The sequence below is a fragment of the Agrococcus sp. GCM10030265 genome (assembly GCF_042666675.1).
Taxonomy (GTDB): domain Bacteria; phylum Actinomycetota; class Actinomycetes; order Actinomycetales; family Microbacteriaceae; genus Agrococcus.
Genome location: NZ_JBHTCZ010000002.1, coordinates 1,185,567 through 1,207,613, shown reverse-complemented (window position 1 = coordinate 1,207,613; position 22,047 = coordinate 1,185,567). Strand labels below are relative to the sequence as shown.

General features: G+C 73.4%; 23 protein-coding genes. 15 read left to right on the top strand and 8 right to left on the bottom strand.

Going from position 1 to position 22,047, the window contains the following annotated elements; genetic code table 11:
• Positions 1–13: 13 nt before the first annotated feature.
• Complete coding sequence (locus tag ACFQPP_RS10210; RefSeq protein ID WP_376916482.1) at positions 14–1,168, bottom strand: glycosyltransferase family 4 protein; 1,155 nt, start codon at positions 1,166–1,168, stop codon at positions 14–16.
• A gap of 114 nt (positions 1,169–1,282) precedes the next feature.
• Between ACFQPP_RS10210 and ACFQPP_RS10205 the strand changes: the two genes are divergently transcribed.
• From ACFQPP_RS10205 to ACFQPP_RS10165, 9 genes are all read left to right on the top strand, one after another.
• Positions 1,283–2,395: a mannose-1-phosphate guanylyltransferase gene (locus ACFQPP_RS10205; RefSeq protein ID WP_376916481.1), complete on the top strand. Its 1,113-nt coding sequence runs from the start codon at positions 1,283–1,285 to the stop codon at positions 2,393–2,395.
• A 106-nt stretch (positions 2,396–2,501) separates the two neighbouring features.
• Positions 2,502–3,572, top strand: a complete 1,071-nt coding sequence (locus ACFQPP_RS10200) for a BMP family protein (RefSeq protein WP_376916480.1) — start codon at positions 2,502–2,504, stop codon at positions 3,570–3,572.
• A 143-nt stretch (positions 3,573–3,715) separates the two neighbouring features.
• Positions 3,716–4,807: a BMP family protein gene (locus tag ACFQPP_RS10195; RefSeq protein WP_376916479.1), complete on the top strand. Its 1,092-nt coding sequence runs from the start codon at positions 3,716–3,718 to the stop codon at positions 4,805–4,807.
• A 123-nt stretch (positions 4,808–4,930) separates the two neighbouring features.
• A complete protein-coding gene (locus ACFQPP_RS10190) occupies positions 4,931–6,433 on the top strand; it encodes an ABC transporter ATP-binding protein (protein ID WP_376916478.1) in 1,503 nt (500 codons plus the stop codon).
• The gene (locus tag ACFQPP_RS10185; RefSeq protein ID WP_376916477.1) at positions 6,430–7,809 is read left to right on the top strand and encodes an ABC transporter permease; all 1,380 of its coding nucleotides are present in this window, start codon (positions 6,430–6,432) and stop codon (positions 7,807–7,809) included. The genes ACFQPP_RS10190 and ACFQPP_RS10185 overlap by 4 nt, the downstream gene beginning before the upstream one ends.
• Positions 7,806–9,131, top strand: a complete 1,326-nt coding sequence (locus ACFQPP_RS10180) for an ABC transporter permease (protein WP_376916476.1) — start codon at positions 7,806–7,808, stop codon at positions 9,129–9,131. The genes ACFQPP_RS10185 and ACFQPP_RS10180 overlap by 4 nt, the downstream gene beginning before the upstream one ends.
• Positions 9,128–9,562 (top strand): cytidine deaminase, encoded by a 435-nt coding sequence (locus ACFQPP_RS10175; protein ID WP_376916475.1) that lies wholly within the window; start codon positions 9,128–9,130, stop codon positions 9,560–9,562. Before ACFQPP_RS10180 ends, ACFQPP_RS10175 begins: the two co-directional genes overlap by 4 nt.
• A 14-nt stretch (positions 9,563–9,576) precedes the next feature.
• Positions 9,577–10,866 (top strand): thymidine phosphorylase, encoded by a 1,290-nt coding sequence (locus tag ACFQPP_RS10170; protein ID WP_376916474.1) that lies wholly within the window; start codon positions 9,577–9,579, stop codon positions 10,864–10,866.
• A gap of 87 nt (positions 10,867–10,953) precedes the next feature.
• Complete coding sequence (locus tag ACFQPP_RS10165) at positions 10,954–11,229, top strand: hypothetical protein (RefSeq protein WP_376916473.1); 276 nt, start codon at positions 10,954–10,956, stop codon at positions 11,227–11,229.
• On the opposite strand, the gene ACFQPP_RS10160 is transcribed toward ACFQPP_RS10165, so the two are convergent.
• A complete protein-coding gene (locus ACFQPP_RS10160) occupies positions 11,226–12,158 on the bottom strand; it encodes a nucleoside hydrolase (RefSeq protein WP_376916472.1) in 933 nt (310 codons plus the stop codon). The genes ACFQPP_RS10165 and ACFQPP_RS10160 overlap by 4 nt on opposite strands.
• Before the next feature lie 102 nt (positions 12,159–12,260).
• On the opposite strand from ACFQPP_RS10160, the gene ACFQPP_RS10155 reads away from it, so the two are divergent.
• Genes ACFQPP_RS10155 through ACFQPP_RS10145 form a run of 3 tightly spaced genes read left to right on the top strand, consistent with a single transcriptional unit; the run spans position 12,261 to position 14,094 of the window.
• On the top strand, positions 12,261–13,364 hold the full coding sequence (locus tag ACFQPP_RS10155) for an adenosine deaminase (protein WP_376916471.1): 1,104 nt from the start codon (positions 12,261–12,263) through the stop codon (positions 13,362–13,364).
• A complete protein-coding gene (locus ACFQPP_RS10150; RefSeq protein ID WP_376916470.1) occupies positions 13,361–13,822 on the top strand; it encodes a PTS sugar transporter subunit IIA in 462 nt (153 codons plus the stop codon). Before ACFQPP_RS10155 ends, ACFQPP_RS10150 begins: the two co-directional genes overlap by 4 nt.
• The gene (locus ACFQPP_RS10145; RefSeq protein WP_376916469.1) at positions 13,819–14,094 is read left to right on the top strand and encodes a PTS ascorbate transporter subunit IIB; all 276 of its coding nucleotides are present in this window, start codon (positions 13,819–13,821) and stop codon (positions 14,092–14,094) included. Before ACFQPP_RS10150 ends, ACFQPP_RS10145 begins: the two co-directional genes overlap by 4 nt.
• Positions 14,095–14,193: 99 nt before the next feature.
• On the opposite strand, the gene ACFQPP_RS10140 is transcribed toward ACFQPP_RS10145, so the two are convergent.
• Both ACFQPP_RS10140 and ACFQPP_RS10135 read right to left on the bottom strand, forming a co-directional pair.
• Positions 14,194–15,843, bottom strand: a complete 1,650-nt coding sequence (locus ACFQPP_RS10140) for a phospho-sugar mutase (RefSeq protein ID WP_376916468.1) — start codon at positions 15,841–15,843, stop codon at positions 14,194–14,196.
• Entirely contained in the window at positions 15,840–16,673 is an 834-nt protein-coding gene (locus ACFQPP_RS10135) for a purine-nucleoside phosphorylase (protein ID WP_376916467.1), read from the bottom strand. Before ACFQPP_RS10135 ends, ACFQPP_RS10140 begins: the two co-directional genes overlap by 4 nt.
• A gap of 85 nt (positions 16,674–16,758) precedes the next feature.
• On the opposite strand from ACFQPP_RS10135, the gene ACFQPP_RS10130 reads away from it, so the two are divergent.
• Positions 16,759–18,189 carry an NAD(P)H-quinone dehydrogenase gene (locus ACFQPP_RS10130; protein ID WP_376916466.1) on the top strand — a complete coding sequence of 477 codons (1,431 nt, stop codon included), beginning with the start codon at positions 16,759–16,761 and terminating at the stop codon, positions 18,187–18,189.
• Between the two features lie 10 nt (positions 18,190–18,199).
• Here the strand turns inward: ACFQPP_RS10130 and ACFQPP_RS10125 are convergent, their stop codons facing one another.
• Genes ACFQPP_RS10125 through ACFQPP_RS10115 form a run of 3 tightly spaced genes read right to left on the bottom strand, consistent with a single transcriptional unit; the run spans position 18,200 to position 20,541 of the window.
• Positions 18,200–18,736, bottom strand: a complete 537-nt coding sequence (locus ACFQPP_RS10125; protein WP_376916465.1) for an MOSC domain-containing protein — start codon at positions 18,734–18,736, stop codon at positions 18,200–18,202.
• 34 nt (positions 18,737–18,770) lie between these two features.
• Positions 18,771–19,868 (bottom strand): sensor histidine kinase, encoded by a 1,098-nt coding sequence (locus ACFQPP_RS10120; RefSeq protein WP_376916464.1) that lies wholly within the window; start codon positions 19,866–19,868, stop codon positions 18,771–18,773.
• Positions 19,852–20,541, bottom strand: coding sequence for a response regulator transcription factor (locus ACFQPP_RS10115; RefSeq protein ID WP_376916462.1), 690 nt, complete (start codon positions 20,539–20,541; stop codon positions 19,852–19,854). Before ACFQPP_RS10115 ends, ACFQPP_RS10120 begins: the two co-directional genes overlap by 17 nt.
• A gap of 87 nt (positions 20,542–20,628) precedes the next feature.
• On the opposite strand from ACFQPP_RS10115, the gene ACFQPP_RS10110 reads away from it, so the two are divergent.
• Complete coding sequence (locus ACFQPP_RS10110) at positions 20,629–21,306, top strand: M15 family metallopeptidase (RefSeq protein ID WP_376916461.1); 678 nt, start codon at positions 20,629–20,631, stop codon at positions 21,304–21,306.
• Positions 21,303–21,632 (top strand): hypothetical protein, encoded by a 330-nt coding sequence (locus ACFQPP_RS10105; protein ID WP_376916460.1) that lies wholly within the window; start codon positions 21,303–21,305, stop codon positions 21,630–21,632. Before ACFQPP_RS10110 ends, ACFQPP_RS10105 begins: the two co-directional genes overlap by 4 nt.
• A 16-nt stretch (positions 21,633–21,648) precedes the next feature.
• Here ACFQPP_RS10105 and ACFQPP_RS10100 read toward each other — a convergent pair whose 3' ends face one another.
• Entirely contained in the window at positions 21,649–21,804 is a 156-nt protein-coding gene (locus ACFQPP_RS10100; protein ID WP_376916459.1) for a hypothetical protein, read from the bottom strand.
• Positions 21,805–22,047: the final 243 nt, after the last annotated feature.

Sequence of the window (22,047 nt, the reverse complement as noted above, 5' to 3'; positions counted from 1 at the left end):
GCGCCCGGATGCGTCAGACGACGGCCGGCGCCGGCGCGGCGCCGCGCAGCGCGTGCCGCTGCGCTGCGGCGTAGTGGCCGAGCAGCTCGTCGCACACGCGCGGCCACGTGCGCTGCAGCACGCGACGGCGGCCCGCCTCGCCCATCCGCGCGCGCATGGCCGGCGCCTCGACGAGCGTGCGGACGGCGTCGCGCAGCGCCCGTGCGGAGTCGGGCGCGTAGAGGAAGCCCGTGATGCCGTGGTCGACGAGGTCGATGGGGCCGCCGGCGCGCGGCGCGACGACGGGGAGTCCTGCCGCAGCGGCCTCCTGCAGCGTCTGCCCGAACGTCTCCTCCGCGCCCGTGTGCACGAAGACGTCGAGCGCCGCGTACGCGGCCGCGAGCGCGGCGCCCGTGCGCTGGCCGAGGAAGGTGGCGCCGAGCGGTGCGAGCGCCCGCCGTGCGGCGGCCATGCCGGGCCCGTCGCCCACGACGACGACGGAGATGCCCTGCATGCCCTGCAGCGCGCGCAGCCGCTCGAGGCCCTTCTCCGGCGCCACGCGGCCGACGTAGCCGACGATCGTCTCGCCGCGCGGGGCGAGCCGCTCGCGCAGCGCGAGGGCTGCCGGGCCGACGCGGTGGTCGGGGTGGAAGGCGTCGAGGTCGACGCCGCGCGCCCAGCGGCCGACGCGCTCGACGCCTGCGGCGGCCAGGTCGGCGATGGCCGACGACGACGGTGCGAGCGTCGCGTCCGCCTGGTTGTGGATGCGGCGCAGCACCTTCCACGCGACGGGAGCCCCTGCCGAGAGGCGGTTGCGCCGCGCGAAGCCCGCGATGTCGGTCTGGTAGATCGCGACCGACGGCACCCCCATGCGCCGCGCCTCCGCGATCGCCTGGCCACCCAGCAGGAAGGGCGACGCTGCGTGCACGACGTCGGGCCGGAACCGCTGCAGCAGGCCGTGCATCTGCGGGCTCGGCATGCCGACGGGGAACTCGCGGTACGCGATCGACGGCACCTCGAACACGGGCGCACCGTGCAGCTGCGTCGGCGCCCCGCATCGAGGCGCGACGACCATGGCCTGCCTGCCCGTGGCCTGCAGATGCTCGAGCACCCGGACGACGGACGACGTGACTCCGTTGACCGTGGGCAGGAAGCTCTCGGTGACGATGGCGACGCGTGCGATCTCCACGGTGCCGACGCTAGGCACGCCAGGTGGCGCGCCAGGGGCGGCGGCCGTGAATGGCGCGTGAACGGCGCTCGACGGTCAGGGGCTGCGTGCGCGCGACCGGTAGCGTCGTCCACCATGACCATCGAGGGCTTCACCGCGATCATCCCCGCCGGCGGCGTCGGCTCCAGGCTCTGGCCGCTGTCGCGCGCGGACGCCCCGAAGTTCCTCCACGACCTCACGGGCTCCGGCCGCACGCTGCTGCAGTCGACCTTCGCCCGCCTCGCGCCGCTCGCGGGCGAGCAGCGCGTCATGGTCGTCACGGGCCGCGCGCACCGATCCGCGGTCGAGGAGCAGCTGCCGTCGCTCGCGCCGGAGAGCATCGTCCTCGAGGCCGACCCGCGCGAGTCGACCGTGGCCATCGCGCTCGCGGCCGCGATCCTGCAGCGTCGCGAGCCCGGGGTGATCGTCGGCTCGTTCGCCGCCGATCACGTCATCGCCGACGAGCGCGGCTTCCGCCGCGCGGTCGTCGACGCCGTCGCGGCGGCGCGCGCCGGCAAGATCGCGACGATCGGCATCACGCCGAGCGAGCCGGCCATCGGCTTCGGCTACATCCAGGCGGGTGGCTCGGCCGGCATCGAGGGCGCGCCGCGCGTCGCCGACGTCGCGCGCTTCGTCGAGAAGCCGAACGCGGAGGATGCGCGCACGTACGTCGACTCCGGCGACTTCCTCTGGAACGCCGGCATGTTCATCGCGCGCGCCGACGTGCTCCTCGCGGAGCTCGCCGCGACCGAGCCCGAGCTCGCGGCCCAGATCGACGAGCTCGCCGCCGCCTGGGACGACCAGGCCACGCGAGGTCCCGCCGTCGACCGCATCTGGCCGCGGCTCAAGAAGATCGCGATCGACTACTCCGTCGCGGAGCCCGCGGCGGCGAAGGGCCGCATGGTCGTCGTGCCCGGCGACTTCGACTGGGACGACGTGGGCGACTTCTCGGCGGTCGCGAAGCTGCACAACGGCGCGCTCGGCGCCGATCGCCTCGCGATCCTCTCCGGCCGCTCGACGGTGCTGTCCGACAGCGCCTCCGGCATCGTCGTCTCCACCACCGACCGCGTCATCTCCCTCGTGGGCGTGCGGGACATCGTCGTGGTCGACACGGGGGATGCGCTGCTCGTGACGACGACCGAGCATGCGCAGCGCGTGAAGCAGGTCGTCGACGCCATCCGCCGCTCGGGCAACGAGACGGTCCTCTAGCGCGGGCGTCCCCCGACGCGTCCCGCCGGGCGAGCGCTCGACCGCGACGCGGGCGGGCGTGCGGGCTAGGGTGACACCACCCGCACCGCAGCACCCTGGAGCACCGATGTCCCGCACCGCCCTCCGTCTCCTCGCGCCCGCCGCGCTCGTCGCGCTCGCGCTCACCGCATGCCAGGCCGCACCCGAGGGCTCGGGCGGCGGCGACGCAGGTGCCTCCGAGCTGTGCGCGCAGATGGTGACGAACTCCGGCGGCCTCGAGGACCGCTCGTTCAACCAGGCCTCGTGGGCAGGCATGGAGGAGGCGGGGGAGGAGCACGGCGTCGACGTGAACGTGCTCGTGTCGACGAGCGAGTCGGACCTCGCACCGAACGTCGAGAACGCCGTGGCCACGGGGTGCGACTTCGTGCTCACCGTCGGCTACGAGCTCGCCGCCGCGACCGCCGAGGAGGCCGAGGCCAACCCGGAGGTGCAGTTCGCGATCGTCGACGAGGTCGTCGAGGCGCCGAACGTGCGCCCCATCGTCTTCGACACCGCGCAGGCGTCGTACCTGGCCGGCTACCTCGCGGCGGGCGTGACGCAGACGGGCGTCGTCGCGACGTTCGGCGGCGGCAACCAGCCGCCCGTCACCCTCTTCATGGACGGCTACGTGCAGGGCGTCGAGGCGTACAACGCCGCGCACGGCACGAGCGTGCAGGTGCTCGGATGGGACGTCGAGGCGCAGGACGGCATCTTCACCGGCGACTTCGAGAACGTGCAACTCGGTCAGGCGACGTCGCAGTCGCTCATCGCGCAGGGCGCCGACGTCATCCTCCCCGTCGCAGGCCAGGTCGGCGAGGGCGCGTTCCTCGCGTCGCTCGACTCCGGCTCGTCGGCGCTCGTCATCTGGGTCGACTCCGACGGCTACGACACCCTGCCGGCCGAGTACCACCCGCTGCTGCTCACCACCGTCGAGAAGAACACGCAGGACTTCGTCGTCCAGGCGATCGGCGACCTCGTCGACGACGGCGCCGTCACCGACGAGCCGCTCGTCGGCACCCTCGAGAACGGCGGCGTCGGCCTCGCCGAGTACCACGACCTCGCCGACCGGGTGAGCCCCGAGCTGCAGGCCGAGCTCGACGCCCTGCGCGAGCAGGTCGTCTCGGGCGAGGTCTCGGTCGAGAGCCCCAGCGCGCCGTAGCGGCCCACCGGCTGAGTCGGCGTCACCTTTGCAACGATCGCGTTTCGACTCGCCTCATCCAGCGATCCGGCTCGCCGCTCGTGGCTAGGCTTCCGCGTACCCGGCCGCTGCATACGGCCACCCCATGCACTGGAGGAATCCCTGTGAGGACCATTCGGAAGGCCGCGCTCGGCGGCCTCGCGACGCTCGGCGTCGCGGCTCTGCTCGCCGGCTGCGCGTCGGCCCCCGAGGAGGGCCCCGCCGAGTCCGGCGACGCGACGGCGGACATCTCGCCCTGCATCGTCTCGGACGCCGGCGGCTTCAACGACCAGTCGTTCAACCAGCTCGGCCTCGAGGGCCTGCAGTCGGCTGCCGACGAGCTCGGCGTCGAGATCAACCAGGCCGAGTCGCAGGCCGAGACCGACTACCAGTCGAACATCACGAACCTCATCGACGGCGGCTGCGACATGATGGTCACGGTCGGCTTCCTGCTCGCGGAGGCCACGTCGGCCGCCGCGGAGGCCAACCCCGACGTCAACTTCGCCATCATCGACGACGCGTCGATCGAGGCCGACAACGTGCAGCCCATCACGTTCGACACCGCGCAGGCCGCGTTCCTCGCCGGCTACGCGGCGGCGGCGTCGAGCCAGACCGGCACCATCGCCACCTGGGGCGGCATCAACATCCCGCCGGTGACGATCTTCATGGACGGCTTCGTGCTCGGCGCGCAGTACTACAACGAGGAGAACGGCGCCGACGTGCAGGTGCTCGGCTGGGACGTCGAGGCGCAGGACGGCACGTTCGTCGGCGCGTTCGAGGCCGGCCCCGCAGCCAACGCCACGGCGACGACCTTCCTCCAGCAGGGCGCGGACATCGTCATGCCCGTCGGTGGCCCGATCTTCCTCTCGGCGGGCGAGGCCATCCGCACGGCGCAGGCCGAGAACCCCGACGTGCGCTACGGCATGATCGGCGTCGACGCCGACCTCACGCAGACGTCGCCCGAGTACGCCGACCTCTTCGTCACCTCCGTGCTCAAGGGCATGGCGGCGGGCGTCGAGACCGTCGTCCTCGCGGACGCGGCCGGCGACTTCTCGAGCGACCCCTACGTGGGCACGCTCGAGAACGACGGCGTCGGCATCGCCGGCTTCAACGAGTGGGAGTCGCAGGTCCCCGAGGGCCTCGCAGACGAGCTCGACACGATCCGCACGGCGATCATCGCCGGCGACATCGAGGTCGACTCGCCCTCGTCGCCGTAAGGCGTCCAGCGCACGTGGGGGTCGGCATCGCGCCGGCCCCCACGCGTGCGACTACAGTCATGACGCGGGGCGCCCCACCGGGCATGCCTCGCCTCGACCCATCCCTCACCCCCAGGAGCGGCGATGACCCTCGAGCTGCGCGGCATCACCAAGCGCTTCGGCTCGCTCACGGCCAACGACCACATCGACCTCACGGTCGAGGCAGGCGAGATCCACTGCCTGCTCGGCGAGAACGGCGCGGGCAAGTCCACGCTCATGAACGTGCTCTACGGCCTCTACCAGGCCGACGAGGGCGTCATCCTGCTCGACGGCGCAGAGCAGCGCTTCGCAGGACCCGGCGACGCCATGCGCGCCGGCATCGGCATGGTGCACCAGCACTTCATGCTCATCCCCGTCTTCACCGTCGCCGAGAACGTGCTGCTCGGTCACGAGAAGGAGCTCGGCGGGCTCGCGGGCGCCAAGCGCCGCGTCGTCGAGATCTCCGACCGCTTCGGCTTCCAGATCGATCCCGACGCGCGCATCGAGGACCTCCCCGTCGGCGTGCAGCAGCGCGTCGAGATCATCAAGGCCCTCTCGCTCGACGCGAAGGTGCTCGTCTTCGACGAGCCCACCGCCGTGCTCACGCCGCAGGAGACCGACGAGCTCATGGCGATCATGCAGCAGCTGCGCGACGAGGGCACGGCGATCGTGTTCATCACGCACAAGCTGCGCGAGGTGCGCGCCATCGCCGACCGCATCACCGTCATCCGGCTCGGGCAGGTCGTCGGCACCGCCGAGCCCACCGCGACGAGCGTCGAGCTCGCCTCGCTCATGGTGGGCCGCCCCGTCGAGCTCACCGTGCAGAAGCAGGCGCCCGTGCGCACCGACAACGAGCTGGTCATCGAGCACCTCACGGTGCTCGACGAGCAGGGCATCGCCGTCGTCGACGACCTGTCGCTCACGGTGCACGGCGGCGAGGTCGTCTGCATCGCGGGCGTGCAGGGCAACGGCCAGACCGAGCTCACGGAGGCCATCCTCGGCCTGCAGCGTCGCGCGACGGGCAGCATCCGCCTGAACGGCGTCGAGCTGCTCGGCCGCAGCGTGCGCGACGTGCTCGACTCGGGCGTCGGCTTCGTGCCCGAGGACCGCAAGGTCGATGGCCTCGTCGGCGAGTACTCCATCGCCGAGAACCTCATGCTCGACCGCTACCTCGGCGAGCCCTTCGTCAAGCGCGGCACCATCGTGCGCGCCGCACGCGACGAGTTCGCGCAGGAGCGGCTCGGTGCGTTCGACATCCGCGCGCAGTCGATCCAGACGCCCGTCGGCACGCTGTCGGGCGGCAACCAGCAGAAGGTCGTCCTCGCGCGCGAGCTCTCGCGGCCGCTGCAGCTGTTCGTCGCGTCGCAGCCCACCCGCGGCCTCGACGTCGGCTCGATCGAGTTCGTGCACGCGCAGGTCATCGCGACGCGGGATGCCGGCATCCCGGTCATCGTGGTGTCCACCGAGCTCGACGAGGTCGTCGGGCTCGCCGACCGCATCGCGGTCATGTACGGCGGCGGGGTCGTGGGCGTCGTGCCCGCGGACACGTCGCGCGACGACCTCGGCATCATGATGGCCGGAGAGCTGCCGGAGGGACTCGCAGCATGACCGACGAGCAGGACCGCACGGGCCGCGAGCCCGGCGACCAGGACACGCCGATCGCACCGAGCGACGCGGCCGCGCAGCACCGCTCCGGCGGCGCGCCCGCCGCCGACGGCGAGCGCGACGTCGTGCACGCCCCGACCGTCGTCGAGGTGCCCGTCGTCGCCGACGCCGCCCGGGTCGAGTCGCACGAGCAGAACCAGGACGAGGACCGCTGGGGCGGCGTCGCACGCGAGATCCTCGGCGGCACGCCCATGGTGTCGCTGCTCGCGGTCGTCGTCGCGTTCGTCGTCGGCGGCATCCTCATCGCCGCGACCGACGAGCAGGTCCAGGCGGCGAGCGCCTACCTCTTCGCGCGCCCCGGCGACACGTTCGCCGCCATCGCGTCCGCGGTGGGCGGCGCCTACTGGGCGCTGTTCCAGGGGTCGATCCTCAACTTCTCGCGGCCCGAGGGCGGCATCGTCGCCCTCGTGCGGCCGCTCACCGAGACGCTGCACTTCGCGGCGCCCCTCATCGCGGCCGGGCTCGGCGTCGCCGTCGCGTTCCGCGTCGGCATGTTCAACATCGGCGGACGCGGGCAGATGCTCGCCGCCGCGGCGGCGGCAGGCTGGGTCGGGTTCTCGTTCCCGCTGCCGCCCGTGCTCCACGTCATCGTCGCGCTGCTCGCCGGCATGATCGCCGGTGCCCTGTGGGCCGGCATCGCAGGCCTCCTCAAGGCGCGCACCGGTGCGCACGAGGTCATCACGACGATCATGCTGAACTTCGTGGCGCTGTGGCTGCTGTCGTACCTCATCCGCACGCCCGAGCTGCTGCAGGCGCCGGGCAGCAACAACCCGATCACGCCCCGCATGCTCGAGACGGCGGTGCTGCCGCCGCTGCTCGGCGAGAGCTTCAACCTCACGTGGGGCATCGTGCTGTCGGTCGCGGCCGTCGTCGTGGCGTGGTGGCTCATCGAGCGCTCGAGCCTCGGCTTCCGCTTCCGCGCGGTCGGCCTCAACCCGCAGGCGGCGCTCAACGCCGGCATGGACGTCAAGGCCGTCTACGTGCAGGCCATGCTCGTCGCGGGCGCCTTCATGGGCCTCGCCGGCGCGCAGCAGGTGCAGGCGACGGTCACGACGGGCTTCACGTCGGGCATCGACGCGGGCATCGGCTTCGACGCCATCACCGTGGCGCTGCTCGGCCGCTCGAACCCGTGGGGCGTGCTCGCGGCCGGCCTGCTGTTCGGGGCCTTCAAGGCCGGCGGCTTCCGCATGCAGGCCGCAGAGGGCGTGCCGATCGACATCGTGCTCGTCGTGCAGTCGGTCATCGTGCTGTGCATCGCGGCTCCGCCGCTCGTGCGCACGATCTTCCGCCTGCCCAAGCCGAGGGGAGGCGTGCGATGAGCGCCGTGCAGACCAGCGGGCTCGCAGAGGCGCCCGGGGCGTCGGAGGCCGCGCGTCCGCGCAGCCGCCGCGTGCCCATCACCTACGTGGTGCTCACGATCGTCGCGGCCCTCGTGCTCGTCGGCCTCGGCCGCGACGGCGAGACGACCCTGCGCCTGTCGACGAACGCCGACCTGCTGCAGCTGCCCGACGCCGTGCTCCCCGCGCGCATCACGGGCATCGTCGCCGCGCTGCTGCTCGCGGCCGCGACGGGCGTCGCCATCGCTGCGCACGTCACGCGGCGCCGCGTGGGCGTGTGGCTGCCGATCGTCTACGGCGTCGTCGCCGTCGTCGGCTTCCTCGTGTGGGCCGGCGCCACGAAGTCCATCCCGCTGCCCGGCCTCCTCGTCCTCACGGTGGGCCTCGCGGTGCCGCTCATCTTCGGCGCGCTCGGCGGGGTCATCTCGGAGCGCGTCGGCGTCGTGAACATCGCGATCGAGGGTCAGCTGCTCTCGGGCGCGTTCGCCGCGGCCGTCGCCTCCTCGGCGATCGCCTCGGGCCCGCTGGGCCAGCTGGGCTCCGTGAGCATCCTCCTCGCGGGCCTCGGCGGCGTCGTCGCCGCCATGGTCGCGGCCGTGCTCGTGTCGATGGTGCTCGCGGCGTTCTCGATCAAGTACTACGTCGACCAGGTCATCGTCGGCGTCGTGCTCAACGTGCTGGTGCTGGGCCTGACGAACTTCCTGTACTCGTCGGTGCTCACCGACAGCCCCGAGCTGAACGACCCCGATCGCTTCGACCGCATCCGCATCCCCGGTCTCGCCGACATCCCCATCGTCGGCCCGGCGCTCTTCAACCAGACGGTCATCGTCTACGCGATGTACGTCGCCGTCATCGTCGTGACGATCGCGCTGTTCCGCACGACGTGGGGTCTGCGCCTGCGTGCGCTCGGCGAGCACCCGCTCGCGGCCGACACCGTGGGCATCCGCGTGAACCGCTGGCGCTTCTGGAACGTCACGCTCGCGGGCGCGATCGTCGGCATCGGCGGCGCGTACTTCACGCTCGACTCCAACGGCTCGTTCCAGCGCGACATGACGAGCGGCCTCGGGTTCATCGCCCTCGCGGCCGTCATCTTCGGGCAGTGGCACCCCATCAAGGCGACGCTCGCGGCGCTGCTGTTCGGCTTCGCGCAGGCGCTGCAGAACGTGCTGCAGTCGATCGGCTCCGGCGTGCCCAACGAGTTCATGCTCATGCTGCCGTACGTCATCACGATCCTCGCGGTCGCGGGCTTCATCGGGCAGTCGCGTGCGCCCGCCGCGAGCGGCAAGCCCTACCTCAAGGCATGAGCGCCGTCGACTGGGATGCGCTGCACGCCGAGGCCGTCGCGGCCAACGCGAAGGCCTACGCGCCGTACTCCGGCTTCGCGGTCGGGTGCGCGGCGCTCACCGAGGACGGCCGCGTCGTCTCGGGCGCGAACGTCGAGAACGCCGCGTACGGCGTCACGCTGTGCGCCGAGTGCTCGATGGTGTCGGCGCTCGTGATGGGCGGCGGGGGCAGGCTCGTGGCCTTCACGTGCGTCGACGGCCACGGCGCGACGCTGATGCCGTGCGGACGCTGCCGGCAGCTGCTCTTCGAGCACGCCGCGCCCGGCATGCTCCTGCAGACGCTCTCGGGCGTCCGTACGATCGACGAGGTGCTGCCGGACGCCTTCGGGCCCACGACGCTCGACGCGTACCGCGCATCCGACTCCGAGAGGGCGACCCGCCCTCGACCATGACGAGAGGGACCCCCATGGCAGAGGCGCACGACGTCGTCGACCTCATCCGCACGAAGCGCGATCGCGGCGTGCTCACCACCGCCGAGATCGACTGGCTCGTCGACGCGTACACGCGCGGCTACGTCGAGGATGCGCAGATGGCGGCCCTCGCGATGGCGATCCTGCTGAACGGCATGGAGCGGCGCGAGATCCACGACCTCACGCAGGCGATGATCGCCTCCGGGGAGCGCATGGACTTCTCGTCGCTGCCGATGCCGACGGTCGACAAGCACTCCACGGGCGGCGTCGGCGACAAGATCACGCTGCCGCTCATGCCCCTCGTCGCGGCGTTCGGCGTCGCCGTGCCGCAGCTGTCGGGGCGTGGGCTCGGGCACACGGGCGGCACGCTCGACAAGCTCGAGTCGATCCCCGGCTGGCGCGCGGCGCTGTCGAACGAGGAGATGCTCGCCCAGCTCGCCGACGTCGGCGGCGTGATCTGCGCCGCGGGGTCCGGCCTCGCGCCCGCAGACAAGCGGCTCTACGCGCTGCGCGACATCACGGGCACCGTCGAGGCCATCCCGCTCATCGCATCCTCGATCATGTCGAAGAAGATCGCCGAGGGCACGGGTGCGCTGGTGCTCGACGTGAAGTTCGGCTCGGGCGCCTTCATGCAGGAGGAGCGGCGAGCGCGCGAGCTCGCGGAGACGATGGTCGCGCTCGGCACGGATGCCGGCGTCGACACCCGGGCGCTGCTCACGAGCATGGACGTGCCGCTCGGCCTCGCGATCGGCAACGCCAACGAGGTACGCGAGTCGGTCGAGGTGCTCGCAGGCGGTGGTCCGGCGGACGTCGTCGAGCTCACGGTCGCCCTCGCCCGCGAGATGCTCGCCGCCGTCGGCCAGCCCGACGCCGACGTCGAGGCGGCGCTCGCCGACGGCCGCGCGATGGATCGCTGGCGCCGGTTCGTCGTCGCGCAGAGTGGCGACCCGGATGCCGCGCTGCCGACCGCGAACGAGACGCACACGGTCGTCGCCGCGTCCGACGGCGTGCTCGCGCGCCAGGATGCGCTGCCCTTCGGCGTGGCCGCCTGGCGGCTCGGCGCGGGTCGGGCGCGCGCGACCGACGAGGTCGTGCACGCCGCGGGCATCGACCTGCACGTGAAGCCGGGCGACGCCGTGCGCGCGGGCCAGCCGCTGTGGACGCTCTCGGCCGACGACGCCTCCCGCTTCGACCGTGCGCTCGCGTCGCTCGAGGGCGCGTGGGAGATCGCGCCGACGGGCACGAGCGTCGACGTGCTGCCGATCGTGCGCGACCGCATCGTCTGACGCGTCGTCCCCTGGTGGGACGTCTCGGGGGAACGATCCTGCCGTGGTCGGACGCGGCATCCAGCCTCGGCGCGCGAGGATGGTGCCATGAGCCAGAACCAGGTCCAGGGCACGTCGAGCGCGTGGAGCATCTCGAGCCTCGTGATCGGCATCGTGTCGATCTTCATGGGGTGGACGTTCCTCGCCCCGATCGCCGGCATCGTCGTCGGCGTGATGGCGAAGGGCCGTGAGCCCCACGCGCGCACCATCGCGAACTGGGGCATCGGCGTCAACATCGCGACGCTCGTGCTCGGCATCGTGCTGTGGGTCGCGCTCGGCGGGCTCGTGCTCGCAGCCGTCGGCCTCGGCGTCGCGTCGAGCTAGCGGAGGGCCGCGAGGGCGTCGACGACGCCGCGCCACATGCGCGGCGCGTCGAGGCCCAGCGCGACCGACGTCGTGCACCCCTCCGGGGCCGCATGCCGCAGGTCGACGACCGTCTGCCCCGTCGTGAGCGCGCCGTGCAGCTCGATCGCGATGGGAGCGCGTCGCACGCGCATGCATCCGGGGTCGGCGACGTAGGCGACGGCGCACGCGTCGTGCACGGGCGGCCAGTCGAAGCCCTGCATCCGGTACGTGCCGCGGAAGAACTCGAGCAGCTCGAGCGTGAACGCCGCGGGCCGGCCGGGCACCGACCCGATGGCGTCGAGCACGGGCTGATCGGCGAGGGCCTGATGCGTGAGGTCGAGCCCCACCATGACGACGGGCCAGCCCGCACCGAGCACGACGTCGGCCGCCTCCGGGTCGATCGCGGCGTTGTACTCGGCGACGGGCGTGAGGTTGCCGCCGGCCGCCGCCCCGCCCATCCACACGACCTCGCGCACGCGCTCGACGATGCGCGGCTCGCGACGGGCGGCGAGCGCGAGGTTCGTGAGCGCACCCGTGGGCACGAGCGTGATGTCGCCGGGCTCGGATGCCATGACGATCTCGACGATGAGGTCGACGGCGTGGCGCTCGTCGAGCGCGATGGTCGGCTCGGGCAGCTCGGGCCCGTCGAGGCCGGACTCGCCGTGGTATTCCGGCGCGACGACGGCCTCGCGCACCAGCGGGCGGTCGGCGCCGGCGGCGAACGGCACGCCCGAGAGCCCTGCGACGGTGCCGACGGCGAGCGCGTTGCGCGTCACCTTCTCGAGCGTCTGGTTGCCTGCGACGGTCGTGACGGCCACGAGGTCGATCGCGGGCGACCCCGCCGCGAGCAGCATGGCGATCGCGTCGTCGTGGCCCGGGTCGCAGTCGAGGATGATGCGGCGAGGCATCCCCTCAGCGTAGGCGGGGGAGCGCTGCGACCGGACACGCGATCGCAGGCGCGCTCGCGCCGCGGAGTCCGTAGGATCGAGGCGACGGATCTGGAGGACGACGTGGACCGCATCCTGCTCGACGGCGTGGACCTCGGCGCACTGCCGAAGGTGAGCCTGCACGACCACCTCGACGGAGGCCTGCGACCGCAGACGATCGTCGAGATCGCCGACGAGATCGGCCTCGAGCTGCCGGCGCAGGGCGCCGAGGCGCTCGGCGAGTGGTTCGCCGAGTCGGCCGACTCGGGTTCGCTCGTCGACTACCTGAAGACCTTCGACGTCACGACCGCCGTGATGCAGACCGAGGGCGCGCTCGTGCGCGTCGCACGCGAGTTCGTGCTCGACCTCGCCGACGACGGCGTCGTCCACGGCGAGATCCGGTGGGCGCCCGAGCAGCACCTCACGCGCGGGCTGTCGCTCGACGCGGCCGTCGAGGCCGTGCAGGCGGGCCTCGACGAGGGCGTCGCGCTCGTGCGCTCGCACGGTCGCCGCATCCAGGTGGGGCAACTGGTCTCGGCGATGCGGCACCTCGACCGCTGGACCGAGATCGCCGAGCTCGCCATCCGCCACCGTGACCGCGGCGTCGTGGGCTTCGACATCGCGGGCCCGGAGGACGGCTTCCCGCCCTCGCGCCACTCGGAGGCCTTCGACCTCCTCGCACGCGCCCACATGCCCGTGACGGTGCACGCCGGCGAGGCTGCCGGCGTCGCATCGATCGACGATGCGCTCTTCGCCGGTCGCGCGCTCCGCCTCGGGCACGGCGTGCGCATCGCCGAGGACATCCGCGTCGACGACCGCGGCGACGACCTGCTCGTCGAGCTGGGCTCGACGGCCGAGTGGGTGCGCTCGCGTCAGATCCCGCTCGAGCTGAGCCCGTCGTCGAACCTGCAGACGGGCGCGATCGCCGCGTTCGGCGAGGAGATCGACGACCACCCCTTCGACCTGCTGTACCAGCTCGGCTTCCGCGTCACCGTCAACACCGACAACCGCCTGCAGTCCGACACGAGCCTCACCGACGAGCTCGCGCTGCTCGCCGAGACCTTCGGCTACGACCTCGACGACCTCGAGCAGCTGCAGGTGAACGCTGCACGGTCGGCGTTCCTGCCGGTCGAGGAGCGCGACGACCTCGTCGAGCACATCGCCGACGTCTTCGACCAGCTGCGATGAGCGCATCCGTCCTCGCCGACGCGACGTTCTCGCCCGGCGTCGCCGCGGCGACCTGGGCGGACGCCGTGCGCGCAGCCGGGCGCGATCTCGTGCACGCGCGCGCCGTGGGCCCCGCGTACGTCGACGAGATGGTGCAGCTCATCGACGACCACGGCCCGTGGTGCGTCGTCGCGCCCGGCATCGCCCTGCCGCACGCGCGGCCGAGCGCCCTCGTGCGCCGTGCGGGCGCGGCGATCGTCACGTTGCGCGAGCCGGTGTCCTTCGGTCACCCGCATCACGACCCCGTGCGGGTCGTGGTCGCGCTCGCCTCGACGACGCAGTCCGACCACGTGCGCACGCTCGCGGCGCTCGCGGTGCAGCTCGACCGGCCGGGCGTCGTCGACGCGGTCGCTGCGGCGACGGTGCGAGCGGATGCGATCGCCGCCATCGAGGGCGCGACGCCCGGAGCGTCGGCATGAGGATCGTCGCCGTGTGCGGCGCGGGCGTCGGCACGAGCGCCATCCTCGCCACGACCGTGCGACGCGCGCTGCAGCGCATGGACGTCGAGGCCGACGTCGCGGCGTCGAGCGCCGCCGACCTCGGCGTCGATGCCGCCGACGCGCAGCTCGTGCTGACGACGCCCGAGTGGGCCGATCGCGTCCGCGCGGCCGCCGGCCGCTCGCACGTGGCGGTCGTCGACCGCATCATGGATCTCGACGCGGTGCAGGCGGTGCTCGAGCGCGAGCTCTAGCGGCACCGCGGGCCCTCGTGGCACGGATGCGCGCTGAGCGGCGCCGCACGTGCATGGTGCACGCGAGATGTCGCTCAGCGCGCATCCCCGCGCCCGCGCTCAGCCGAGCAGCGGGCGCATCGCCTCCTCGAGCGCTGCGACGCGCTGCTCGGCGGCGTGCAGGCGCTCGTGCGGCGATCCGTGCGTCGACACGGCATCCACGTACACCTTCACCTTCGGCTCCGTGCCGGACGGGCGGATCATGACGCGCGCGCCATCGGCCAGCGTGAGACGCAGGATGTCGCCGATCGCACCGTGCTCGGGCGTCGACAGGTCGTCGGCGGCGACGACGGCGCTGCCCGCGAGCTCGGCGGGCGGCGAGTCCTTCAGCCGCTGCACGATCGCGGGGATGCGGCTGCGGTCGGCGACGCGCAGGCTCACCTGGCCGCTCGCGAAGCCGCCGAACTCGGCGGCGAGGGCGATGAGCTCGTCGGCGAGCGACGAGCCGCGCGCGTGCAGGTCGTTCGCGAGCGTCAGCACCCGCACGAGCGACGAGATGCCGTCCTTGTCGCGCACCGTGCCGGGGTTCACGAGGTAGCCGAGCGCCTCCTCGTAGCCGTAGACGAGGTCAGGCACGCGCGAGATCCACTTGAAGCCCGTCGCGGTGGTCGCGAAGGCGAGGCCGTGGGCCTCGGCGATCGCCTGCAGGCCCGGGGAGGAGACGATGGATGCGGCGAGCACGCCCTCGCCGTGCGCCGAGCGCGCGGCATCCCAGCCGAGGAGCAGCCCCACCTCGTTGCCGGTGAGCTGACGCCAGCCGCCGTCGCGCTCGGCGTCGGGGATCGCGACCGACAGCCGGTCGGCGTCCGGGTCGTTCACGAGCACGAGGTCGGCGCCCGCGGCGTCGGCCGTCGCGTACGCGAGATCCATGGCGCCCGGCTCCTCCGGGTTCGGGAACGCGACCGTCGGGAACGCGCCGTCGGGCTCGGCCTGCTCGGCAACCTCGACGAGCGCGGGGTAGCCCGCGGCCTCGACGACGGCGCGCACCGTCGCGCTGCCGACGCCGTGCATCGCCGAGTACACGACGGTCTGCGGCTCGGACGCCGGGGTGCCCGCGAGAGCGGCCGTCGCACGCACGTAGGCGTGCCAGACGTCGTCGCCCGCGACCTCGACGTCGCCGCGCGGCAGATCGGCGAACGTCGTCGACGCCGCGACGTCGGCGATCCTGGCCGCGATCTCGGCGTCGACCGGCGCGACGATCTGGCTGCCGGCGTCGTCGCCGCCGAGGTACACCTTGTAGCCGTTGTCGCGCGGCGGGTTGTGGCTCGCCGTCACCATCACGCCGGCGCTCGCGCCCAGGTGCCGCACCGCGAAGGCGAGCACCGGCGTCGGCAGCGCGCGCGGCAGCAGCGTGGCCCGCACCCCGGCGCCGGCCATGATGGCGGCGGCGTCGCTCGCGAAGACGTCGGAGCTGGTGCGGCCGTCGTAGCCGATGACGATCGACGGCTCCGCCTCGCGCTCGACGAGGAAGCGCGCGAAGCCCGCGGTCGCCTGCGCGACGAGCACGCGATTCATGCGATTCGGACCGGCGCCGAGCTCGCCGCGCAGCCCGGCGGTGCCGAACTGCAGGCGGCCGCCGAAGGCATCCGCGATCGCCGCGATCGCCGACTCGTCGCCGGTCTCGGCGGCGGCGATGCGCGCCGAGAGCTCGTCGCGCGTGACGGGGTCGGGGTCCTGCGCGAGCCAGGCGCGCGCCGCGTCGAGGCTCACGCGCGGCCCGTCGCGGCGACGACGTCGGCGAGCAGGCGCGAGATCACGGGCTCGGCCGCGCGACCCGCCTCGATGACCTCCTCGTGGCTCAGCGGGGTCTGCTGGATGCCGGCGGCGAGGTTCGTGATGAGCGAGAGGCCCAGCACCTCCATGCCCGCCTCGCGGGCCGCGATGGCCTCGAGTGCCGTCGACATGCCCACGATGTGGCCGCCGATCGCCTTCGCCATCTGCACCTCGGCGGGCGTCTCGTAGTGGGGGCCGCGGAACTGGCAGTAGACGCCCTCGTCGAGGCTCGCGTCGACCGACCGGGCCACGTCGCGCAGCCGCGCGGAGTAGAGGTCGGTGAGGTCGACGAACGTCGCACCCTCGAGCGGCGAGTCGGCGGTGAGGTTGATGTGGTCGGAGATGAGCACGGGCTGGCCCGGCGTCCACGTCTCGCGGATGCCGCCCGCGCCGTTCGTCAGCACCATGATCGAGGCGCCTGCCTGCGCGGCCGTGCGCACCGAGTGCACGACGCGTCGCACGCCGTGGCCCTCGTAGTAGTGCGTGCGGGCGCCGATGACGAGGGCTCGTCGACCGTCGGCGAGCAGCACCGAGCGGATCGTGCCCGAGTGGCCCTCGAGCGCGGGGCGGGAGAAGCCCGTCACCTCGGTGGCGTCGATCGTGTGCGTCGTGTCGCCGAGGAGCTCGGCGGCCTTCGCCCATCCGGAGCCCAGGGTGAGAGCGATGTCGTGCCGCTCGACGCCCGTGATGCGGGCGATGTCGGCGGCGGCTGCGCGGGCGACCTCGATGGGGTCGGCTCCCGCGGCGTCGAGGGGGTGCTGGCTCATGCAGCCACTCTAGGCGGCGCCGGCAGCCCGCCCGCCGCGCCGGGGCGCGCAGCGGGCCGGTGCCGGATGCTGCGAGAATCGTCGGGTGAGCGTGTTCGAGCGGCAGCAGCGTGTGGTCATCGTCGGCGGCGGACCGGGCGGGTACGAGGCGGCGCTCGCGGGCGCGCAGCTCGGTGCCGACGTCACGCTCGTCGAGCGCGTCGGCGTCGGCGGCTCGGCGGTGCTGACCGACGTCGTGCCATCGAAGTCGCTCATCGCGACCGCCGAGTCGGCCGCCGCCATCCGTGCCGCGTCGGGCCTCGGCGTGCAGCTCTACGCGCGCGGCGAGTCGGGCAGGCCCTCGAAGCCAGAGGTCGCCGTCAACCTCCGCGCCGTGAACCGCCGGCTGCTGTCGCTCGCGGCGCAGCAGTCGATCGACATGTCGGCCGACCTCGAGCGCGCGGGCGTGCACATCGTGCAGGGCGAGGGTCGCCTCGTCTCGCCGACGCGCGTCGCGGTCTCGACGGGGCGCAAGGGTGCCGACTTCGACGAGCTCGAGGGCGACACGATCGTCATCTCCGTGGGTGCGAGCCCCCGCATGCTGCCCACGGCGATGCCCGACGGCGAGCGCATCCTCACGTGGACGCAGCTGTACGGCCTCGAGGAGGTGCCCGAGCACCTCATCGTCGTCGGCTCCGGCGTCACGGGTGCCGAGTTCGCGAGCGCGTACTCGAACATCGGCTCGAAGGTCACGCTCGTGTCGAGCCGCGACCAGGTGCTGCCCGGCGAGGACGCCGACGCGGCGGCCGTCATCGAGGACGTCTTCATCCGCCAGGGCATGACGCTGCTCGCGAAGTCGCGCGCCGACCGTGTGGAGCGCAGCGACGACGGCGTCGTCGTGACGCTGTCGGACGGCCGTACCGTCGAGGGCTCGCACTGCCTCATGGCCGTCGGCTCCATCCCCAACACGGCGGGCATCGGCCTCGAGGAGGCCGGCGTGCAGCTGACCGACTCCGGCCACATCCTCGTGAACCGCGTCGCGCGCACGAACCTGCCGAGCGTCTACGCCGTCGGCGACTGCTCGAACGCGCTGCCGCTCGCATCCGTCGCCTCCATGCAGGGCCGTACGGCGATGTTCCATGCGCTCGGCGACGCCGTGAACCCCATCTCGATGCGCACCGTCGCGTCGAACATCTTCACGCAGCCCGAGATCGCGACCGTCGGGTGGACGTCGAAGGAGATCGAGGAGGGCATCGCGCAGGGCGAGATCCACACGGTGCACCTGTCGACGAACCCGCGCGCGAAGATGATGGGCGTCGACGACGGCTTCGTGAAGCTGTTCGCGCGCACCGGCTCGGGCACGGTCATCGGCGGCGTCGTCGTGGCGCCGAAGGCATCCGAGCTCATCTACCCGATCGCGATGGCCGCCGAGCACCGGCTCACGGTCGACATGGTCGCGCGCGTCTTCCCCGTCTACCCGTCGCTGACGGGATCCATCGCCGACGCAGCGCGCGCGATGCACCGCGTCACCGACTGACCGTCCGCCCTCACACGGGCTGCAGCGGCTCCCGAGCCCCCTCGGGCAGCTCGACGACGATCGCGTCGCCCGGGCGCACGACGCCGCCCGCGGCGACGACGGCCATGACGCCCGTGCGGCGCACGATGGCGCCGTCCTCGTCGCGACCGACGACCTCGCGCAGCAGCCCCGGCGAGAAGCGATCGATCTGCGAGCAGGGGTTGCGCAGGCCCGTCACCTCGACGATCGCGTCGGCGCCGAGCCGCAGGCGCGTGCCGCGCGGCAGCTCGAGCAGCGCGATGCCCTCGGTCGTGACGTTCTCGCCGAGATCGCCGGAGGCGACCTCCGCCTCGACCTCGTCGAAGAGCTCGCGATGGATGAGATGCACCTGACGCAGGTTCGGCTGCGCGGCGTCGCGACGTAGGCGCGAGCGATGCTGCACGGTGGCGCCCGCGTGCGCGTCGCCCTCGACGCCGATGCCGGCGATCAGGGTGATGGAGTCGCGGGGCGGCTTCGAGAAGCGGTGACGGTCGTCGCGGTTGACGGAGACGACTCGGGCGGTGCGCATGCGGCCAGTCTGCCCGAGGAGCGCCGTGCGTCGCTCAGGATGCGAGGGGCAGCTCGACGGAGACCCGGAGGCCCCCGTCGACGCGCGCCCGCAGCACGAGCGTGCCGTGGTGCGCCGCGACGACGCTGCGCACGATCGCGAGGCCGAGCCCCACACCCGGGCGCTCGCGCTCGTGCACGCGGTCGGTGGCGCGACGGAAGGGCTCCGTGAGGGTGTGCACGACGTCGGGCGGCACGAGCGGCCCCGTGCTCTCGACGTCGAGCGCCGCGACGCCGTGCCGCACGCCGGTGGCGACGTGGATGCGCCCGCCCGCCGGGAGGTTGTGCACGATGGCGTTGTCGACGAGGTTCGCGGCGAGCTGGTGCAGCAGCGCGGGGGAGCCGACGACCGGTGCGGCCTCCGTCGCCGCCTCGACCACGATGCCGCGGGCCTCCGCACGCGGCAGGAGGGTCTCGACGGCGTCCTCGGCGGCGAGCGACAGGTCGACGCGCTCGCGATCGAACGCGCGGCCGTCGGCGCGTGCGAGGAGCAGGAGCGACTCGGTGAGGTCGATCGCGCGGCCGTTGACGTCGTGGAGGCGCTCGAGCAGCGCGGGCACGTCGCCGGGCGGCGTGCTGCGTGCGACGTCGAGCAGCGCCCGCGTCGTGGCGAGCGGCGTGCGCAGCTCGTGCGACGCGTTCGCCGCGAATCGCTGCTGCTCGGCGACATGCGCCTCGAGTCGATCGAGCATGCCGTCGAGCACGTCGGCGAGCTCCCGCAGCTCGTCGCCGCGGCCCTCGAGGCGGATGCGGTGCGTCAGCGAGCCCTGCCCCGCGAGCCGTGCGACGTCGCCGATGCGGGCGAGGGGAGCGAGCATCCTGCCTGCCAGCAGCCAGCCGCCCGCGAGCCCCACGACGAGGAGCCCGGCCATCGCGAGCGCCGCGGGGGGCACGAACGCGCGCAGCAGGTCGCCGCGGCTCGGGACGAAGCCCGCCGCGGCGTCGATGGGACCGGCGGGCACGTAGCGCAGCAGGAACACCCACACGACCGCGAGCAGCAGCGCGCCCGCGACCACCACGACCGCGGCGTACGAGACGGCCAGCCGCAGCCGCACGCTCGCGCCGGGCCGTCGGCGCTCACCGGCCGGCGGCATCCGCATCCTCCTCGGGAGCGGCGATGCGGTAGCCGACGCCCGGCACCGTGCGCACGAGCCACGGCTCGCCGAGCCGCTTGCGCAGCGTCGAGACCGTGATCCGCACGGCGTTCGTGAACGGGTCGGCATGCTCGTCCCAGGCGCGCTCGAGCAGCGTCTCGGCGCTGACGACGCCTCCGCCCGCGTCGACGAGCACCTCGAGCACTGCGAACTGCTTGCGCGTGAGCGCCACGTGGCGCCCGTCGCGGTGCACCTCGCGGCGGAAGGGGTCGAGCCGCAGTCCCGCGATCTCTCGCACCGGCGGACGCGGGCGCGTGCGCCGACGATCGAGGGCCCGCAGCCGCAGCACCAGCTCCTGCATCGCGAAGGGCTTCGTGAGGTAGTCGTCGGCGCCGAGCTCGAAGCCCGAGGCCTTGTCGCCCAGTCGGTCGGCGGCCGTGAGCATGAGGATGGGCGTGCCCGTGCCGCTCGCGACGATGCTGCGGGCCACGTCGTCGCCCGTGGGTCCCGGCACGTCGCGATCGAGCACCGCCGCGTCGTAGTCGGTGAGGGCGAGCAGCTCGAGGGCGGCGTCGCCGTCGCCGGTGAGGTCGGCCGCGATCGCCTCGAGCCGTAGGCCGTCGCGGATCGCCTCCGCGAGGTAGGGCTCGTCCTCGAGGACCAGGACGCGCATGACCCCGATCGTACGGAGGGGCGCGTATCGCCGGCGTATCGGGATCTCGAGACGCTCTCGCGACATGCGGGCGCGTGGGATGGATGCATGCACGCCACCGCCACCGCCACCGCCACCGCCACCGCCGTCACCGCCGCTGCCACCGCGACCGCGCGCCGCGCGAGTCGCGCTCGCCGCCGCGCCCTGCTCGCCACGGCCGTCGTCGCCGTCGCCGGCGTCGCGGTGCCCGTCGCGACGTTCGAGGCGCTCGGCGCCGCGTCGCCACCGCTCCCTGCGCTCGCCGTCGTCGAGCGCGCCGTCGACCACGTGGTCGATCCGACGCCGGGCGCCGACGATGGTGCGCTGCCGGGCGGTCCGGTCTCGGCGTGGGACGACGTGCCCGCCATCGCGAACCTCGACCCCGACCTGCGCTCGGCCGTGCGCGCCGCATCCGACGCCGCCGCCGAGCGCGGCATCGTGCTCGTCGTGAACTCCGGATGGCGGTCGGCGGCGCTGCAGCAGCGCATGCTCGACGACGCCGTGACGACCTACGGGTCGGCGGAGGAGGCGGCGCGGTGGGTGTCGACGCCCGAGCGCTCGTCGCACGTCACGGGCGACGCCGTCGACGTCGGGGGCTGGGATGCGGCGGCGTGGCTCGCCGCCGAGGGGTGGGCCTTCGGGCTCTGCCAGACGTACGCCAACGAGTCGTGGCACTTCGAGCTGCGGCCCGGAGCCATCGCGAACGGCTGCCCCGCGATGCTCGACGACCCGACGCAGGCGCCATGACGGCGGACGCGACGCGCCGGGGCAGCGCGGCCGTGGAGCTCGGCGAGCTCGGTGCCTTCGAGGAGCGGGTGCGCGAGCTCGGCGGCACGATCGTCGGCGGCCAGGCGCTGCAGAGCGCGCGCTGCGGCGGACGCGCGACGCCCGGCGGCGAGGGCCGCCGCGAGGAGGACGCCGTCTTCTCCGACGGCGCGTGCCCCGAGCGCACCGAGGTCGTGAGCGGCTTCTCCCTCATCGACGTCGACGACGAGGCCGTCGCGCGGCGCATCGCCGCGCACGTGCCCACGGGAGGGCACGTCGAGTGGCGCCGCGTCCTCCCCATGGGGTGACGCGTGCGCGCGGGCCTCAGTCGGCGCGGCCGAACAGCGTCGCGAGGGCGACGCCGACGAGCGCGACCATCGCGATGGCGCCGAGACCGCACGCCACGAGGATGATCGCGGTGAACGGATCCGTCGGCGACACGGTGGCGTCGAGGTGCGATGCTTCGGCGACGAGGTGCATGGTGCCAGCCTACTCGGACCTGTCGACGCGAGCGGTGGGGATGCGCGCGTGACGCGCGCGATCGAGGGTCACGCCTCCTCCCGCGGCGGATCGGGCCGACGACGGCATCGTGGGCGGCGCGGATCTCGACCGGGCCTCGTTCGCGTCGCCCTGCGGAGATGCGTCTCGCAGGCGATCCGGGCAGCCGAGGGGCATCTTCCCTCCGACCCCCGGGATCACCTGCGAGACGCGATGCGCGACGGG